The 17,177-nt window shown below is 64.3% G+C and carries 16 protein-coding genes; 12 read left to right on the top strand and 4 right to left on the bottom strand.

The window, feature by feature from the left end:
* Positions 1-36: 36 nt before the first annotated feature.
* The 4 genes from ACQKRQ_RS15520 to ACQKRQ_RS15505 all read left to right on the top strand — a co-directional run bounded on the left by ACQKRQ_RS15520 (position 37) and on the right by ACQKRQ_RS15505 (position 2,537).
* A complete protein-coding gene (locus tag ACQKRQ_RS15520) occupies positions 37-681 on the top strand; it encodes a hypothetical protein (RefSeq protein ID WP_132374753.1) in 645 nt (214 codons plus the stop codon).
* 139 nt (positions 682-820) lie between these two features.
* The gene (locus ACQKRQ_RS15515; protein WP_427477972.1) at positions 821-2,005 is read left to right on the top strand and encodes a cystathionine beta-lyase; all 1,185 of its coding nucleotides are present in this window, start codon (positions 821-823) and stop codon (positions 2,003-2,005) included.
* A 192-nt stretch (positions 2,006-2,197) separates the two neighbouring features.
* Positions 2,198-2,356 (top strand): hypothetical protein, encoded by a 159-nt coding sequence (locus tag ACQKRQ_RS15510; RefSeq protein WP_427477971.1) that lies wholly within the window; start codon positions 2,198-2,200, stop codon positions 2,354-2,356.
* Between the two features lie 49 nt (positions 2,357-2,405).
* Positions 2,406-2,537 carry a hypothetical protein gene (locus ACQKRQ_RS15505; protein WP_408288062.1) on the top strand — a complete coding sequence of 44 codons (132 nt, stop codon included), beginning with the start codon at positions 2,406-2,408 and terminating at the stop codon, positions 2,535-2,537.
* A 52-nt stretch (positions 2,538-2,589) separates the two neighbouring features.
* Here ACQKRQ_RS15505 and serB read toward each other — a convergent pair whose 3' ends face one another.
* The gene (gene serB / locus ACQKRQ_RS15500) at positions 2,590-3,429 is read right to left on the bottom strand and encodes a phosphoserine phosphatase SerB (protein WP_132374751.1); all 840 of its coding nucleotides are present in this window, start codon (positions 3,427-3,429) and stop codon (positions 2,590-2,592) included.
* A 351-nt stretch (positions 3,430-3,780) separates the two neighbouring features.
* Between serB and ACQKRQ_RS15495 the strand changes: the two genes are divergently transcribed.
* The 4 genes from ACQKRQ_RS15495 to ACQKRQ_RS15480 all read left to right on the top strand — a co-directional run bounded on the left by ACQKRQ_RS15495 (position 3,781) and on the right by ACQKRQ_RS15480 (position 9,568).
* Entirely contained in the window at positions 3,781-5,034 is a 1,254-nt protein-coding gene (locus ACQKRQ_RS15495; RefSeq protein ID WP_427477968.1) for a cytochrome P450, read from the top strand.
* Positions 5,035-5,178: 144 nt separating this feature from the next.
* The gene (locus ACQKRQ_RS15490; protein WP_342960278.1) at positions 5,179-6,189 is read left to right on the top strand and encodes a Ku protein; all 1,011 of its coding nucleotides are present in this window, start codon (positions 5,179-5,181) and stop codon (positions 6,187-6,189) included.
* Between the two features lie 43 nt (positions 6,190-6,232).
* Positions 6,233-9,223 carry a DNA ligase D gene (gene ligD / locus ACQKRQ_RS15485; RefSeq protein ID WP_427477966.1) on the top strand — a complete coding sequence of 997 codons (2,991 nt, stop codon included), beginning with the start codon at positions 6,233-6,235 and terminating at the stop codon, positions 9,221-9,223.
* Between the two features lie 42 nt (positions 9,224-9,265).
* Positions 9,266-9,568, top strand: coding sequence for a hypothetical protein (locus tag ACQKRQ_RS15480; protein WP_427477964.1), 303 nt, complete (start codon positions 9,266-9,268; stop codon positions 9,566-9,568).
* 39 nt (positions 9,569-9,607) lie between these two features.
* Here the strand turns inward: ACQKRQ_RS15480 and ACQKRQ_RS15475 are convergent, their stop codons facing one another.
* A complete protein-coding gene (locus ACQKRQ_RS15475) occupies positions 9,608-10,561 on the bottom strand; it encodes a LysR family transcriptional regulator (protein ID WP_427477962.1) in 954 nt (317 codons plus the stop codon).
* 163 nt (positions 10,562-10,724) lie between these two features.
* Here ACQKRQ_RS15475 and ACQKRQ_RS15470 point away from each other — a divergent pair, with 163 nt between their 5' ends.
* Both ACQKRQ_RS15470 and ACQKRQ_RS15465 read left to right on the top strand, forming a co-directional pair.
* Positions 10,725-11,747: a zinc-binding alcohol dehydrogenase family protein gene (locus ACQKRQ_RS15470; protein WP_427477960.1), complete on the top strand. Its 1,023-nt coding sequence runs from the start codon at positions 10,725-10,727 to the stop codon at positions 11,745-11,747.
* Between the two features lie 362 nt (positions 11,748-12,109).
* Positions 12,110-12,667, top strand: a complete 558-nt coding sequence (locus tag ACQKRQ_RS15465; RefSeq protein WP_132374746.1) for a DUF6013 family protein — start codon at positions 12,110-12,112, stop codon at positions 12,665-12,667.
* Between the two features lie 44 nt (positions 12,668-12,711).
* On the opposite strand, the gene ACQKRQ_RS15460 is transcribed toward ACQKRQ_RS15465, so the two are convergent.
* Both ACQKRQ_RS15460 and ACQKRQ_RS15455 read right to left on the bottom strand, forming a co-directional pair.
* On the bottom strand, positions 12,712-13,518 hold the full coding sequence (locus tag ACQKRQ_RS15460) for an ABC transporter permease (protein WP_427477958.1): 807 nt from the start codon (positions 13,516-13,518) through the stop codon (positions 12,712-12,714).
* A complete protein-coding gene (locus tag ACQKRQ_RS15455) occupies positions 13,515-14,243 on the bottom strand; it encodes an ABC transporter ATP-binding protein (RefSeq protein ID WP_427477956.1) in 729 nt (242 codons plus the stop codon). The genes ACQKRQ_RS15460 and ACQKRQ_RS15455 overlap by 4 nt, the downstream gene beginning before the upstream one ends.
* Positions 14,244-14,401: 158 nt before the next feature.
* On the opposite strand from ACQKRQ_RS15455, the gene ACQKRQ_RS15450 reads away from it, so the two are divergent.
* Complete coding sequence (locus ACQKRQ_RS15450) at positions 14,402-16,903, top strand: AsmA family protein (RefSeq protein ID WP_427477954.1); 2,502 nt, start codon at positions 14,402-14,404, stop codon at positions 16,901-16,903.
* Entirely contained in the window at positions 16,903-17,031 is a 129-nt protein-coding gene (locus ACQKRQ_RS15445) for a hypothetical protein (RefSeq protein ID WP_279388571.1), read from the top strand. Before ACQKRQ_RS15450 ends, ACQKRQ_RS15445 begins: the two co-directional genes overlap by 1 nt.
* The last annotated feature ends 146 nt before the right edge of the window (positions 17,032-17,177 follow it).

Raw genomic sequence — 17,177 nt, 5'->3', positions numbered from 1 at the left:
AGTAGCAAGCGGTATCGAGCAATGAGGAAGGAAGGGATGCGGGAATTGAAAGCGATGAAGGGTGCGGTGCGCCGGCGCGGTTGGGTAGTGACGAGCGTCGCCGCATTGCTGTGTGCCGGCGCAGCGGCGATGCTGCCCGCGCAGGCATGGGCGGAAAGCGACGCGGTGAAGGAGTTGGCGGCGCCCCCGCCGATCCAGTTGCCGCTCAAGCCAAGCCCTGAATTCGCGAAGTTCCCGCGCTACGCCGGCATGCTGGGCTCGCGCCAGATCGTGCTGAAGCTCGGCCCGAAAAGCGACGACCCATCCGGCGTACACGGCGAGTATCAGTTCACGGATACCGGCGCCGTGATCCTGATCGCGGGCGACCGCGACGGCGACACGCTCGAAGTCGAGGAATCGAACGACGGCACGCATATCACCGGCAACTGGGTCGGCAAGTTCGCGGCGGACGGCTCGGTGGCGGGCGACCGCATGAACGTCGACGATTCCGACCCGCAGCCGTTCGACCTGAAACCGCTGGCAGCGGGGCAGGCGGTGCCACCTGCCGGCGCGCCGGCGAGCGCCGCGAACAAGGCTGCGCCGCAGCCTTCCGCGGGCGCTGCCACGGTGCCGGCTTCAAGCGCCGCCGCTACCGGCGGCCACGCCGTGGGCGGCGTCAGCAACTTGCAAACCGGCGAGTGAACCCGCAGCCGCGCGGCGCCCGACAACTCGCGCGTTGTCTCTCAAGCGAAATCCCGCCGGCTCGTCTACTCTTGCGTGTGCGGCGCGCGCCCTGAAACCGCGTGCCTCCGTTTCCGTCTGCTTCTCAACGAAACTCACCATGACCCAATCCAAACTCCAACGCGGTCTGCAAACCCGCATCGTGCGTGCCGAGGACCAGCTCACGCCGGGCTTCGAGTCGTTCTCGATGCCGGTCACGCGGGCATCGACGGTCGTGTTCCCCGATCTCGCGACCATGCGCGCGCTCGACTGGAAAAACGACGCGCAATGGCGCTACGGCCTGCATGCCACGCCGACTTCGCTCGCGCTGGCGCAACGCCTTGCCACCATCGAAGGCGGCAACCACGCGTTGCTGCAGCCGTCGGGGCTGTCGTCGATTTCGAACGTGTATTTCGGCCTCGTCAAAGCCGGCGACGACGTGCTGATTCCCGATAACGTCTACTCGCCGAACCGCGATCACGGCGACTGGCTGGCGCGTGATTTCGGCATCACCGTGCGCTACTACGATCCGATGATCGGCGCGGGCATCGCCGATCTGATCCAGCCGAACACGCGCCTGATCTGGCTCGAAGCACCCGGCTCGGTGACGATGGAAGTGGCCGACGTGCCCGCCATCACCGCGGCGGCGCGCGCGCGCAACGTCGTCACGGCGATCGACAACACGTGGTCGGCGGGGCTGGGTTTCCGGCCGTTCGATCATGGCGTCGATATCTCGGTGCAGGCGCTCACCAAGTATCAATCGGGCGGCGGCGACGTGCTGATGGGCGCGACCATCACCGTCGATCGCGAGCTGCATCTGAAGCTGAAGGCGGCGCGCATGCGCATGGGCATCGGCGTCTCATCGGATGACTGCTCGCTGATTCTGCGCAGCCTGCCAACCATGCAATTGCGCTTCGAGCAGCATGATCGCGCGGCGCTCGGCTTGGCGAAATGGCTGAAGACGCGGCCGGAAATTTCAGCGGTGTTGCACCCGGCGCTATCCGATTGTCCGGGCCATGAGTTTTACAAACGCGACTTCACGGGCGCGGGCGGGCTCTTTTCGGTCGTGTTCGACGGCCGCTACAGCCCGGTGCAAATCGACACGTTCTGCGAGTCGCTCGAACTGTTCTCGCTCGGCTGGAGCTGGGGCGGGGCGCACAGCCTCGTGATGCCGTACAACGTCGCGTCGATGCGCACGGCGGGGCGGTGGCCGCATCGCGGGACGTTGGTGCGGTTCTATATCGGGCTCGAAGCCGAGGCGGACTTGCGTGCGGATATGGAGCAGTCTCTGGCGGCACTGGGTTAAACGTCCGAGCGACGTTTTTCCGTAGGACAAGCAGGCCCATCGGGACGTGTTCCCGGTGGGCTTTTTTCTTGTCAATAGTGTGTGTCAAGGTAGCCAGTAAGCCTAACCATTCGGCTGAATGTTCAGCGTGAAATCTCGACGCTACGATGGCGTGCATCCCGGCTAACGGTTGCCGCACCATGGTGAGCTTCGATGAATTTTTTCTTCTGGATGCTGCTGAATCTCGGCGTGCCGATCATCGGCCCGATCTTTACGCTTGCGCTTGTTTCGCCAACGGAAATAGCCCTGTCAATTTTCTTCACGCTCGCTGCCGCAGTTTTCTTTGCATTCCTACATGTACTGCTGATTTAGATTTTTCAGATAGTGCAGCATTTATACTGGTCCTCTCAAGGAGGCGATCATGAAAAAATTCTCGTTGTGGCTAGTCTCAGAGGAAATCTACCCACGCTTTTTGATGTGGACCACGATCATCGTGAGCCTTGATGCGATCAGCATGATCGTGGTACTCACAACGGACATTCTGAAAAAATAGAGCCGCTGCCAGCGCTGGCCGTCATTGCATCGGCCAGCGCATCGAACCAATGTCAAAACAGGCGCAGCAGCCCGTCCAGCCCGACATGGTTGAACGCCACGCTGGCCGCTTCGCGCACTACCGGCTTCGCACGGAACGCAACGGAGAGCCCGGCCTCGGCCATCATCTTCAGATCGTTCGAGCCATCGCCCATGGCGATCGCCCGGCTCGGTTCAATGCCCAATTGCGCGCATGTTTCGCGCAGTGTGCGTGCTTTGACATCGGCATTGACGATCTCACCGATCACCTTGCCGGTCAGCTTGCCGTCCACGATTTCAAGCGTATTCGCGCGTGTGAAATCAAGGCCGAGACGTGCCTTCAGCTTCTCGGTGAAGAAGTTGAATCCGCCCGACACGAGCAGCGTTTTCAACCCAGCGGCCTTCGCACCAGCCAGCATCTGCTCGGCGCCCGGTGAGAGTTGCAGCCGCTCTTCGTACACACGTTCGAGCGCGCTTGCGTCGAGGCCTTCGAGCAGCGCCACGCGACGCGTCAGGCTTTCGTTGAAGTCCTTGATTTCGCCGCGCATCGAGGCCTCGGTGATCGCGGCCACTTCCGCTTTCAGCCCGCAGAAGTCGGCGATCTCGTCGATACATTCGATCGTAATCAGCGTCGAATCCATGTCCATCGCGACCAGCCCGAAGTCGCGCAACTGGCGGCCGGCTTCGACAAACGCGTAGTCCAGTTGATGGGTGCCGCAATACACGTCGAGGTCGGCGCGCTGGGCGACATTTGCATCGGCAATGCGAATCGCGTTCGCGTCGATGACGCTGGCGTGCGAACCGCGCGCGAGCGCGACGAGCGCTTTGTGATGATCGGCGGAAAGGGGCGCGGAGCTTTGAATGACGAGGTTCATGGACGACGACGCAGTAACGCGGAAAAGGACGGACGCGCGGCGCGCGCGGAAAATCCCGCTATTGTAACGGTTCGCCGGTTGGCCACGCCTCTTGCGATCGGCATGGAGTGCTGAGCCATACCTGTTGCAATCCGCTTGGGACGTTGCGTCGCGCCGCACCTCTTGCAATCCACCGGGCACGCCGCGCCGTGCAAACCTGCGGCGCGCGGTCCATACTGGCGCTTCGAACAAACAACGCCTCGCAGCCAGTAAGTGCACCGGCCGGCGGCCGCGCCACCACACGCGGTACGCAACGTCGCTATGCGCTCACACCGGCACCCGTGACGAGGCGCATCACTACGGAGACAACGCATGCCCCCGGCGACCGCCAGCGACGCATCCACTCTTGCGCGCGACTTCGATCTGCGCCACCTCAATCCCGCTTTCTATGCCGATCCGTATCCGGTCTACCACGCGCTGCGCGCTCACGAGCCGGTCAAGCGCATGCCGGACGGTTCGCTGTTTCTGACGCGATTTCGCGACGTGCAGGCGGTCTATCGCGACCCGAAAACCTTCAGCTCCGACAAGACCGTCGAATTCAAGCCGAAATACGGCGACTCGCCGCTCTACGCGCATCACACGACGAGTCTCGTCTTCAACGACCCGCCGCGCCATACGCGAGTGCGCAAGCTGATCGCCGGGGCGCTGACGGCGCGCGCCATCGCGGCCATGGAGCCGGGACTGGTGCGCCTCGTCGACGGCTTGCTCGATGCCGCCGCGGAACGCGGCCGGATCGATCTGATCGGCGAGTTCGCGTCGGCGATTCCGGTCGAGATCATCGGTAATCTGCTGGATGTGCCGCACGCGGAACGTGAGCCGCTGCGTGACTGGTCGCTCGCGATTCTCGGCGCGCTCGAGCCGTCGCTCACCGAGGCGCAGCTCGAACGCGGCAATCGCGCGGTGAGCGAATTCGTCGACTATTTGCGCGGTCTGGTCGCGCGGCGCCGGCGCGAGCCGGGCGACCCGCAGCATGACGTGCTGACGCGTCTGATTCAGGGCGAAGAGGGCGGCGAGCAATTGTCCGAAGCGGAGTTGCTGCAAAACTGCATTTTCATTCTGAACGCCGGTCATGAGACGACCACCAATCTGATCGGCAACGGTCTCGTCACGCTGACGCAATGGCCCGAGCAGCGCGAGGCGCTGCTGCGCGAGCCGTCGCTGATCCGATCGGCGGTGGAGGAGTGTCTGCGTTTCGAGAGTTCGAATCAGCTGGGCAACCGCATGGCGACCATCGACACCGAGATCGGCGGTGTCGCGGTGGCGCGCGGCACGCCGGTCACGCTGTGCATCGGCGCGGCCAATCGCGACCCGGAGCAGTTCGCGGATCCAGACCGCTTCGACATTCGCCGCGATCCGAACCGGCACCTTGCATTCGGTTTCGGCATCCACCAGTGCGCCGGGTTGTCGCTCGCGCGACTCGAGGCGCGCATCGCGATCGGCCGTTTCGTCGAGCGCTTTCCGGCCTATCGCCTGGATGGCGGGCCCACGCGCGGCGGGCGCGTGCGGTTTCGCGGCTTCGCCGCGGTGCCGCTCGAACTCGAACCGGCGCGATCCCAAACGACGTAGCGCACGGCGTAGCTTTTGCAGGCCTGACGCAAGACTTACAGCCTGTGCATGTGGCCGTCAAATGGCGGCGCGCGCCGGCTATGGCTGACAAGCGGTGGCACGCTTGCTGCTTGACGTCAGGTCTTAGGCCTAGGGGAGCGCACGATGGCACACATGATCTGGAAGGGCGCAATCAGCTTCGGCCTCGTCCACGTACCGGTGCAGTTGTATCCGGCGACGCAGTCGGAGAAAGTCGGCTTCAATCTGCTGGATAAGCGCACGATCGATCCGATCGGCTACAAGCAGATCAACAAGCGCACCGGCAAGGATGTGACGCGCGAGAACATCGTGCGCGGCTTCGAGTACGAGAAGGACAAGTACGTCGTGCTCTCGGACGATGAGATCCGCTCGGCGAACCCCGAATCGACGCAAACGGTCGATATTCTCGCGTTCGTCGACGCTCCCGACATCTCGTTTCTCTATCTCGACACGCCTTATTTCCTCACGCCCGACCGCAAGGGTGAAAAGGTCTACGCGTTGCTGCGCGAAGCCATGAAGGCGTCGGGCAAGATCGGCGTGGCGAGCGTCGTGCTGCACAACAAGCAGCATCTGGCGGCGCTGATTCCGGTGGGTCCGGTGCTGGCCTTGAACACGCTGCGCTGGGCCGCGGAGGTGCGCGATTTCGACGACTTCAAGCTGCCGGCCGACGGTGTCAAAGCTGCGGGCGTGTCCGCGCGCGAACTCGACATGGCGAAGAAGCTGATCGACGACATGAGCGACAAGTGGGATCCGTCGCAGTATCACGATACCTTCCGCGACGACATCATGGCGCTGGTCGATCGCAAGATTCGCGCGGGCAAGACCGAGGAAATCACCGAAGTCGAAGCGCCGCACGAGTCGCGTCAATCCGCCGACATTCTCGATCTGTCCGACTTGCTCAAGCGCAGCCTTGGACGCGGCAAGAGCAAGCCGGCGGCGGGCGGCCGCAAGCGCGCCGCGGACGAGGACGGCGATGAGGACGACTCTGATGCCGAAACAGAGGCTCCAGCCCGCAAGAAACCGCGCACGGCGCGCACGGCAAGCAAGACCACCACGCGCGGCAGCGGCACCGGCGGCCGTGCAGCTGCCAAGACGGCAGCCACGCCAGCCGCCCGCAAACGTCGGGCAGCAGCCTGATTCGTCAACGTCGCGCTGAGCCACTCACGACGAAGTCATCGCCATGAACGACAGACTCGACCTCTACAACCGCAAGCGCCGTTTCGACGAAACGCCGGAGCCATCGGGCGCGCGTGCGAGTCGCAAGCAAGGCGCCCGGAAAACGACAAGACAGGCAGCCGACGAAGCGCTCTCCTACGTGATTCAGGAGCACGACGCGCGTCGTCTGCACTACGACTTCCGGCTCGAACTGAACGGCACGCTCCTGTCGTGGGCGGTGCCGAAAGGGCCGAGCCTCGATCCGTCGGTAAAACGGCTTGCGGTGCATGTCGAAGACCATCCGGTCGAATACGGTTCTTTCGAAGGCGAAATCCCGGCCGGCAACTACGGAGCGGGCAGCGTGATCGTGTGGGATCGCGGCACCTGGGAACCGATTGGCGGCACCGCGGAAGCGGCGCGATCATATGCGGCCGGCAAGCTCAAGTTCCGGCTGCATGGCGAGAAGCTGCAAGGCGGCTGGACACTGGTGCGCAGCCATATGCGCGGCAGCGGCGACAAGGAGCAGTGGCTGCTGATCAAGGAACGCGACGACGAAGCGCGTGATGAGAGCGACTACGACATTCTGAAGAAGCGTCCGGGCAGCGTGCTCAGCGGCAGCGCCCCGGCGGGCAAAGGCGTGAAAACGCGGACAGCGGCAACCAAGGGCACAGGCAAAGCCACTGCAGCTACGAAAGCGACTGCGGCGGTCGCCGATACGACGCCAGCCGCAAAACGAGCCGGCAAGAACGGCGCGAAAGCCGCTTCATCGAGCGGCGCCGACCCCAGGCGACCCGACATCGTAGCGACGCGCAACGCGCAGTCGCTGCGCGAACTCGCCGCCGCGCCCTCGATCGAGGGCGCGGTGAAAGCCCGCTTGCCCGCGACCTTCAAACCGCAACTGGCGACGCTTGTCGACGCCGCGCCTCCCGGCGATGAATGGTCGTACGAAATCAAGTTCGACGGCTACCGAGTGCTGGCCCGAATCGATCGGGACGCCAAGGGAAGCGCAGTTAAAGTATTCACTCGCGCGGGCAACGACTGGACCGCGAAATTCAGCAAACAGGTCAAGGCGTTCGAACAACTCGGCATCGAAAGCGCATGGCTCGATGGCGAAGCGGTGGTGCTGGACCAGAACGGGGTGCCGAATTTTCAGGGGCTGCAAAACGCCTTCGATGCGAACCGTCCGCAAGACATCATCGTCTACCTGTTCGACATACCGTTCCTGAACGGCTACGACTTGCGCGGCGTGCCGCTCGAACAGCGCCGCGCGATTCTGCGCGCCTTGATGGAAGAGGTCGACGACAGCGTCCTGCGCTTCTCGAACGATTTCGACTTCAGCGCGGAAGACCTGTTGAGGAGCGCGTGCGATATGGCGCTGGAAGGCATCATCGGCAAACGGCGCGACAGTGGCTATCTATCGGGCCGTTCGTCGACGTGGATCAAGCTGAAATGCCGCCGACGCCAGGAGTTCGTGATCGGCGGCTATTCGGAACCGTCTGGCAGCCGCGCGGCGTTCGGCGCGCTGCTGCTCGGCGTCTATGACGGCAAAGGCAAATTGCAATACGCGGGCCGCGTCGGCACCGGCTTCGACGCGGCGTTACTGCGCTCGGTCAAGAAAGAACTCGACGCGCACGCGACCCAGCGAATGCCGTTTGCCGCCGCGCCGCGCGAGCGTAGTCGCACGCCGGTGCATTGGGTCGAACCGGTGCTCGTCGCCGAATGCAATTTCGCGGAATGGACGAGCGAGGGCATCGTGCGTCAGGCGTCGTTCGTGAGTCTGCGCAACGACAAGCCGGCGCGCCAGATCGTCAAGGAAACACCTCGCCAAGGAGCCGACGTGCAACAGCAAACCGATTCTGGGTCCGACGAAGCGCCGAAGAAACGTGTGGCGCGGAAAACTTCCGTCAGTACTGCGGCCGTATCCGGCGCGGGGAAAACCGGTGCGGCGAACTCGAAGGCCGAGGCGAAAACGGCGGGCGCGAAAGACGTTAGCATGAAGAGCCGCGGCGTGGAGACAGGCAGCGCGAAGGCGAGTGCTGCGAAAACCGTTGCAACGAAAACCTCGGCCACCAAAGCCAAAGCAATCGAAGGCAAAGCCACAAAATCAAGCGCCGCGTCCGCTCCCGCCGAAGTCGCCGGCGTCCGCATCTCGCATCCCGATCGCGTCATCGACAAAAGCAGCGGTGCGCGCAAGATCGATCTCGTGCAGTACTACGAATCGGTCGCCGACTGGATGCTGCCGCATCTGCAAGATCGCCCGGTGTCGCTGGTGCGTGCGCCCGAGGACATCGGCGGCGAGCTGTTTTTCCAGAAGCACAGCCAGAAGCTGTCGATTCCAAATGTCACGCAGCATCCGGGCCTCGATCCGGGCCATCCGGCGCTGATCACCGTCGATACGCTCAAGGCGCTGGTCGGCGCGGCGCAGATGGGCACCGTCGAATTTCACACGTGGAATGCCGTCGTGTCGAACATCGAAAAGCCGGACCGCGTGGTGTTCGACCTCGATCCCGACGCGTCGCTGGGTTGGGACCGCATGATCGAAGCCGCGCAATTGACGCGTTCGCTACTCGAAGAACTCGGCCTCAAGTCGTTCTGCAAGACGAGCGGCGGCAAGGGCTTCCACGTGGTCGTGCCGCTCGCGAAACAGGCCGGCTGGGACGAAGTGAAGGACTTCTCGCAAGCCGTCGCGCAACACATGGCGGCGACGCTGCCCAAGTACTTCAGCGCGAAGATGGGCGCGCAGAACCGCAAGCAGAAAATCTTCGTGGACTATTTGCGCAACAACCGCGGCTCCAGCACGGTCGCCGCATTCTCGGCGCGAGCGCGGCCGGGCTTGGGCGTATCGGTGCCGCTTTCGTGGGCTGAAGTCGCGAGCACCACGGGCGGCGATCAATGGACCATCGAGAATTTGCATGAGCGCCTCGCCGACCTCAAAAGCGACCCGTGGGCGGACTATACGAAGACGCGCCAGCGCATCACCGCAGCCATGAAGAAGCGTCTGGATGACGCAGAGTAAGCGCTTCGACGGACCCGATTCAGAACGACAAGGAGCAAGACCATGAAGACCTCACCGCAATCGTCCGACGGCGACAAGCAGGCAGACCCGCATGCCAGGAAGCAACCCAAATCGATGCAGGAAGCTGCCGCGCCGCTGCCGCATGAAGCCGATCAGGATCCCGAATCGCAGCACGAGGACGGTCCGCGCCATATCGGCAAGCAGGCGCATCGCGATCTCGAACGCGGGCTGAAAGATACCGACCGCCGCGGCGGCGACGAGTATCAGCAAAAGACGCAGAACGACGCGCACACCGACGTCAATTCCGACGGCAAAGGCGCCGGCGGCGCACGCGGCAAGCATTGACGACGTATCGATTCGGGCACTATCGCCGGCGCATCGGTCTCAGCCCGGCTCTCTGTCCCAGTAAGGCGGATCGCCGAAGTGCGCCGCCAGGAATTCGATCAAGGCGAGCGTCTTCGGCGGCACGAACGAACGGCTCGGATACACCGCCCAGATTGCCACGTTCTCGGCGAGCGGATAGCTGTCCAGCACGCTGACCAGTTCGCCGCTGCGCAAATAAGGCGCGACGTCCCAGGTCGATTTCAGCGCGATGCCGAAACCGGCCAGCAGGGCGTCGCGGATCACTTCGCCGTTGTCGGTGACGAGGCGCCCGCTCACGCGCACCTCGAGCGCTCCGGCGGGCGTCACGAAGGCCCAGTCGCGCTGGTCCGACAGAATCATGCACTCGTGCTCCGCGAGGTCCGAAGGATGATGCGGCGTGCCGCGCCCGGCAAGATAAGCGGGCGCCGCGCACAGCACCCGCCGATTCACCGCGAGGCGCCGCGCCACCAGCGACGAATCCTTCAGCACGCCGACGCGGATCGCCACGTCGATACCCGCATCGACGAGATCGACCAATTTATCGGTGAGCCGCAAATCGACGCTCACGCCGGGATAGCGGCGCAGAAATTCGCTGATCACCGGCGACACGTGCTGCCGCCCGAACGACGACGGCATCGAGACCCGCAAGCGGCCCTGCGGCTCGGCCTGCGCCCGGCCCACCGAGGCGCGTGCGGCGGCGGCCGCGTCGAGCAGGGCTTCGGCGCGCGTCATGAAGACTTCACCGTCTTGCGTGAGGCTGATGCGGCGGGTGGTTCGGTGCAACAGCCGCGCGCCGAGCAGCTTTTCCAGCTGCGCGATGCGGGAGCTGGCCACCGCCGCCGACAGCCCGAATTCGCGCCCGGCCGCCGACACGTTGGCCAGCAGCGCGGCGCGCACGAACAGGGCGACGTCGAGCAGATCGAGGCGCTCCCGTTCTCCGGGCGAGGTACGTATGGATGAGGCCGGAAGGTTCATTCTTCTGGAATTCAAAAAGATGTTTCAGCCATTATGACGGTTTTAAGAGAATAAGAACCGCCTTAGGATGACGCCAATGGGATCGATGACGCGCAAACGGCACCACAGGCCGCCCGCATAAACCGCGATCCTTCAAACCTCGTCTGAACCAACAGGAGCATGTATGAAAGCCGTCGGTCTCTATCGCTATTTGCCGATCGATCAAGCCGAAGCCTTGGTCGATGTCGAAATCCCGAAACCGGAAGCCACCGGTCGTGACCTGCTGGTCAAGGTCGAGGCGATTTCCGTCAATCCGGTCGACACCAAAGTGCGCGCGCCGAAAGACACGGTCGAAAAGACGCCGCGCGTCCTCGGCTGGGACGCCGCCGGCACGGTAGTCGCGGTCGGACCGGACGTCACGCTGTTCAAGGTCGGTGATCCGGTGTTCTATGCGGGCAGCATCACACGGCCGGGCGCCAACAGCGAGTTCCACCTGGTCGATGAGCGGATCGTCGGGCGCAAGCCGGCGTCGCTCGATTTCAGCCACGCTGCCGCGTTGCCGCTGACCGCGATCACCGCCTGGGAGGCCCTGTTCGACCGTCTCGGCGTGTCGCCGCAAGGCGCGGACGAAGGCCGCACCGTGCTGATCATCGGCGGCGCGGGCGGGGTCGGCTCGATCGGCATTCAACTCGCGAAGCAACTCGCGAAGCTGAAGGTGATCGCGACCGCGTCGCGGCCCGAGTCGGCCAAATGGGCCACGGAACTGGGCGCGGATCACATCGTCGATCACTTTGGCGACATGCCCGCGCAATTGAAAAAGCTCGGCATCGATCAGGTCGATTACGTGCTGATGTTCAACGACACCGACAAGAACTTCCCGGCCGCGGCCGAGGTGATCAAGCCGCAAGGCAGCATCTGCACGATCGTGGAAAACAGCAAGCCGGTGCCGGTCGAATTGTTGAAAGCGAAGAGCGCCGCCTTTCATTGGGAGTTCATGTTCACGCGCTCGATGTTCGGCACGCCGGACATGATCGAGCAGCACAAGCTGTTGACCGAAGTAGCGCGTCTCGTCGACGCGGGCACGCTGTGCACGACCGTCGGCCAGAACCTCGGCGCCATCAACGCCGCGAATCTGCGCCGCGCGCATCAGCTGCTCGAAGAAGGGCGCGCGATCGGCAAACTGGTGCTGACGGGATTCGACGCGTAAGCCGCAATTTGCCTGAACCGGGCCTGAACGAACATGGCCGGCGTCGCAGCAATGCGCGCCGGCCATGTTCCTTTGATGCGCAACAAACGGTGCGATCGGGCGACGCGGCGTGTCGATTTGCAGCAGTGCGGCGCGGCGGGCGCGTGCGTGCGCCTGAGCCGCCACACGCGCAGAAAACGCGTCGCCGCAAGCGGGTTAACACCCGATTCGCGGGCAGCGCGCGCAGCGTCGCTTGGCGTTAGACTGGCAGGGCATCATGCTAAAACAGTTGCGTGTCTCGCGGCCCGGCGTCGTCCAGTCGGGCGGTGCGTGAGCAGTAGCGCTGAAGCGGGCGCGCAGCGGCACAACAACGAGGTGACAGTATGAGCTTCCGACTCTCCGCCGTTTCAGTTGTTGCTTCTCTCGCATGCGCGCTCGCGCCCGGCATGCTCGTGCCGGCGGCTCACGCCGCCACGCCGATCACGGTCACGTCCCAATCCGCCCTCGACGGCCCGATCCGCTACACGGTGCGCGTCACGTCGAAACAGTTCGGTAATTCGCAGGAAACGCGCACGATCCGCTCCGGCGAATCGGACGACTTCACGTGGAAGACCGTGCCGCCGGGTGGTCCGGTTCCCGCGACGGATGCGTGCCCGAACTACGCGTCGCTGCCGATCGACACCAACGGCGCGATGATCAGGCAGACGCAGATCCGGTTCGCGCCGGTCGTCGGCGGCGACGGCACGGCGACCGTGCAATTGAGCTTTCAGGCGCAGACGCCGAAGGGCGTGAAAACCGTGACGAGCGGCGGCAAAACGCTCAAGTGTCCGAACGACGTGACCGTCAGTCAGATCGTGCGATTCACGATGCCGGTCAATGGCAGCACGAAAACGCTCACGCTCAGCGACGGCACGGAAGTCGCGATCAGCGCGAAGCGTTGAGTCAGGCGTGTGATTGAGGGCACAGCGGCGGGTCGGAGCGCGGCTCAGCGCCGCGCCGCGGCCCGCTCGACCAGCCGCGCCGACAGAAAGCGGTGCTCCGCCGAAAAGAGCCGCCGGTACGTGAGCAGCACCGCGCCCACCGTCCCCAGGGCCGACGACGCGGCGATCAGGAACATGATCACGATCTGATAGCGCACCGCCTGCAACGGCGACTGCCCGGCCAGCACCTGGCCGGTCATCATGCCGGGCAGGCTCACCACGCCGACCACGGCCATCTGATTGAGCGTCGGCATCATGCCCGCGCGCACGGCTTGGCGCGCCGGCGCCTGCGCCGCTTCCCAGCGTGTCGCGCCTAGCGCGAGCGCCATGTCGACGCGGTCGCGCCGAGCGGTCAATTCCTCGGTCATCCGTTCGATGCCGAGCGACACGCCGGTCAGCGTATTGCCGAGGATCATGCCGAGAATCGGAATCGCATACTGCGGCTCGTACCACGGGTGAATGCGGATCACGACGAACAGCCCGACCGCGGCCACCAGCCACGAACTGACCCAGATCGACAGCACACTGTCCGCGCGTTGTCCGCGATACGTGCGGTTGCCGCGCTGCGCGCCCGCGAAGCCGGCGATCAGCGTCATCACGATCATCAGCGGCAGCACCACGTACCAGCGGTCGTAACGGAACACCCAGCCGAGCACGTAGCCGATCGCCAGCAACTGCACGACGGTGCGCACGGCGGCCCACGCCAGCTTGCGCTCGAGATCGAGCTTGAGCGCCACCGACACGGCACCGTTCACGACGATCAGCAACGTCGCAATCGCGACATCCCACAGACTCAGGTTTTGCAGTGTCATTGGCCGAACTCCTGGTGATCCTGATGCGCGGGCGGTAGCTCGCGCTGCGCGGTCTCGTCGAGCACGCCGGCGCGCATGATCAGATGCCGCGCGCTCATGCGCGTGGCTTGCGCCGGATCGTGGGAAACCCAGATCGACGCATGACGCCCGGGGTCGGCGTCGAACCATGCGTGGACCAGACCTTCGATCGCATGCGACGACTCCGGGTCGAGCGACGCGGTGGGTTCGTCGAGCAACAGAACCTCGGGCGCGAGTTGCAGCACGCGAATCAGCGCGGCGATCTGCGCCTCGCCGCCGGACAACTCGCTCGCGCGCTTGTCGAGAAAGTCGTCGCCGCGGCCGGCCTGAGCGGCGAGGCTCGCCGCGCGCGCGCGATCGAAACGCACGTCGTGGTACGTGCGCAACTCGAACGGATAGCGCAGATTGTCTTCGACGCTGCCGTCGAGCAGCGCGGGCCGCTGCCGGATATACGCGACGTTGCGCCGGTAGCGCGGAATAGCGGTGCGCTCCACCGGCGCGCCATGCCACATGATGCGTCCCGCATCGAGCGGATCGAGCAGCGCAAGGGCGCGCAGGAACACGCTCTTGCCCGAGCCGGATGGCCCGGTGATGGCGACGCGGTCGCCCGCGTGCAACGCGAAGGTGGTCGGCTGCAGTAGCGTCAGGCCGCGCACGGCATCGCGCCGGACGATGCCGTCGGCGAGGACGAAGGGAACATCGGTCATGAGTGAATTTGTAATGGGGGATGCGTAAGGTCGAAGCTCGCTGCGACCTGCGTGTGCAACATGATAAAGCGGCAAAGGCATAGCGCTTGCCGGCCACGGACCGGGCACGCAACGTGCTGCACGGTGCTCAACGTAGAAAAAAATAGCGGAGCTTCTCAATGGCAGTGTCGAGCACGATCGGAAGGCGGATCGGGAAAATCATCGCATGGCTGCTGGCGATCATCGTCATTCTGATTGTCGCGCCGGCCATTTTCATCATGACCTTCGACTGGAACCGGGCAAGACCCTATATCAACGACAAGGTCACGCAAGCCATCGGCAGGCCATTCGCCATCAACGGCGATCTGAAGGTCGGCTGGCGGCATCCGGTTGGCGAGACGGGCTGGCGAGGCTGGGTGCCCTGGCCGCGTTTCTCGGCGGCCAATATCACCGTGGGCAATCCGGACTGGACCAAACAGCCGCAGTTCGCCACGCTCGACGAGATCGACTTCCAGGTCAAGGTGCTGCCACTGCTCGCGCACGATATCGTGATTCCCACGATCAACCTCGTGAATCCTTCGGTCGACCTCGAGCGCGTGCTCGACGGCCGCAACAACTGGACCTTCAAACTAGCGTCATCCAGCGGGCCTTCCGAATGGAAGCTCGATCTGCACGACATCGCCTTTGCCAAGGGCAATATCGCGCTGTCCGATCAGCAGAAGAAGGTCGATTTGCAGATGGCGATCGACACGCTCGGCCAGCCGATTCCGATCGGCGAAGCGATGAAGCAGCAGGAAGCGGCATCGCGCAGTTCCTCGGCGCAGACAATCGGCAAGTCGGGTGCGAACAAACTGACGCAGCAGGCTAATGCGCAGGCGGCGTCGGAAGCCGCGGCGGCGTCCGCGGCGGCAGCCTCCGGCGCGTCGTCGACGGATATCACCGCGTCCGGTACGACGGCGGCCACGGGCGCTTCGGGCGGGCTGGTCGCGGGCGGCTCGAAGGGCGCCAGCGAGGCCGTCGCCGCCGGCGCGAGCGGGGCAGTCGTGGCGTCGGCGCCGGCATCGGCTTCGGGCGCGAGCGGGGCACAAGCTCAGGGCGGCGCGAAGCAGGAGATTCCGCCGTACGCCATCGGCTGGACCGTCAAAGGGACTTACAACAAGACGCCGGTGTCGGGCAGCGGTAAGGTCGGCGGCGTGCTGGCGTTGCAGGACGCGAACCGGCCGTTCCCGGTGCAGGCCGATGTGAAGGCGGGCGATCTGCATGTCGGCCTCGTCGGCACGATCACCGATCCCGCGCATCTCGCGGCGGTCGATCTGCGCCTCTGGCTGCAAGGCAACAGCATGGCGCGTCTCTATTCGCTGACCGGCGTGACCTTGCCCGACACGCCGCCGTATGCGACCGAGGGGCGGCTCGTCGGCCAGTTCAAGTCCACCGGCAACGTCTTCAAGTATGAAAATTTTACAGGCCGGGTCGGCGGCAGCGATATCAACGGCTCGCTGACGTACACGGCGCGTGAACCGCGTCCGCTGTTGCAGGGCGAACTGGTTTCGCGTCTGCTGCAGTTCTCCGATCTGGCGCCGGTGATCGGCGCGGATTCGAACGCGAGCAAAGCCAAGCGCGGTGATGCGACTGCGCAGCCGTCCAGCAAGGCGTTGCCGGTCGAGGAGTTCCGCACCGACCGCTGGAAGGCGATCGACGCCGACGTGAAATTCACTGGCCGGCGCATCGTCAAGGACGTGAATCTGCCCATCACGGATCTGTACACGCACGTCGTGATGACCGATGGCGTGCTCTCGCTGGAACCGTTGAAGTTCGGCGTGGCCGGCGGCACGCTCGCTTCGGATATTCATCTGGACGGCAGCGCGACACCGCTCAAAGGACGCTTCGCGACGTCGGCGCGGCATCTGAAGCTCAAGCAGTTGTTCCCGAATTTCAAGACGATGCAGAACGCGCTCGGTGAAATCAACGGCGACGCCGCGCTCACCGCGACGGGCAATTCGCCGGCGGCGCTCGCGGCATCGTCGAACGGCGAGGTCAAGGCGCTGGTGACGGACGGCACGGTGAGCCGCCTGCTAATGGAAGCGGCCGGGCTGAACGTGGCGAACGTGGTGTATGAAAAGCTGTTCGGCAATCGCGATGTGAAGATCAACTGCGCGGCCGCCGATTTTGTCGCGACCAACGGCGTGCTCGAGTCACGCGTCTTCGCGCTCGATACGGACGACGCCGTGATCGATATCGACGGCAACGTGAACATGCGTGACGAATCGATGGATCTCGGCGTGCATCCGCATACCAAGGGTTTCAGGGTGTTCTCGCTGCGCTCGCCGCTCTACGTGAAAGGCACCTTCAAGGATCCGCACGTGGGCGTGAACGCGGCCGCGCTGGCGTTGCGCGGCGGCGCGGCGGTCGGCCTCGGTTTGATCAATCCGTTCGCGGCGCTGATTCCGCTGCTCGCGCCGAGCAACAACAAGCCGTTGCCGTGCACGCAGTTGCTGGCCCAGGTCCGGCAGGCGCCGACTGCGCCGCCGCCGGGCACGAAGCAGCAGCCCAAGTCCGCCATTTCTCTGGATGGCGCGCCAGTGAACAAGTCTTCCGGTGGCGCTTCGTCGCCGGCTGCGACGGACAGGAAAAAGCCGGCGGTAATGTCGCCCGCCAGCGCGGCTGAATACAAGGGGAGTTGATGATGCCTTTCATCCTGCCTGCGGACTGGCTGAACTGGAGCTTCGGCGGCGGCCTGTCCTTGATTCTTTTGTGGCTCATCAGCGTGCCCCCCGGTGGCGACCACATCGATGACATCACGATGAAATGAGAAGGCGAAATGAGGCAAGGCGAGCGCAAACACATCACCTGAGATGACACGCGCCGAATCAAGGAAGGGTGATGACGCAACGCCGCCTGACGAGCTTTGCCAACAGACGGTGTTGCGAGTGTGAAGGTCTACCGTAAAGCCAAAGG

It is taken from the genome of Paraburkholderia sp. NPDC080076, from assembly GCF_050281145.1.
GTDB lineage: Bacteria > Pseudomonadota > Gammaproteobacteria > Burkholderiales > Burkholderiaceae > Paraburkholderia.
The sequence above is the reverse complement of the archived record's forward strand: the minus strand, read 5'-3'. Positions and strand labels throughout refer to the sequence as shown.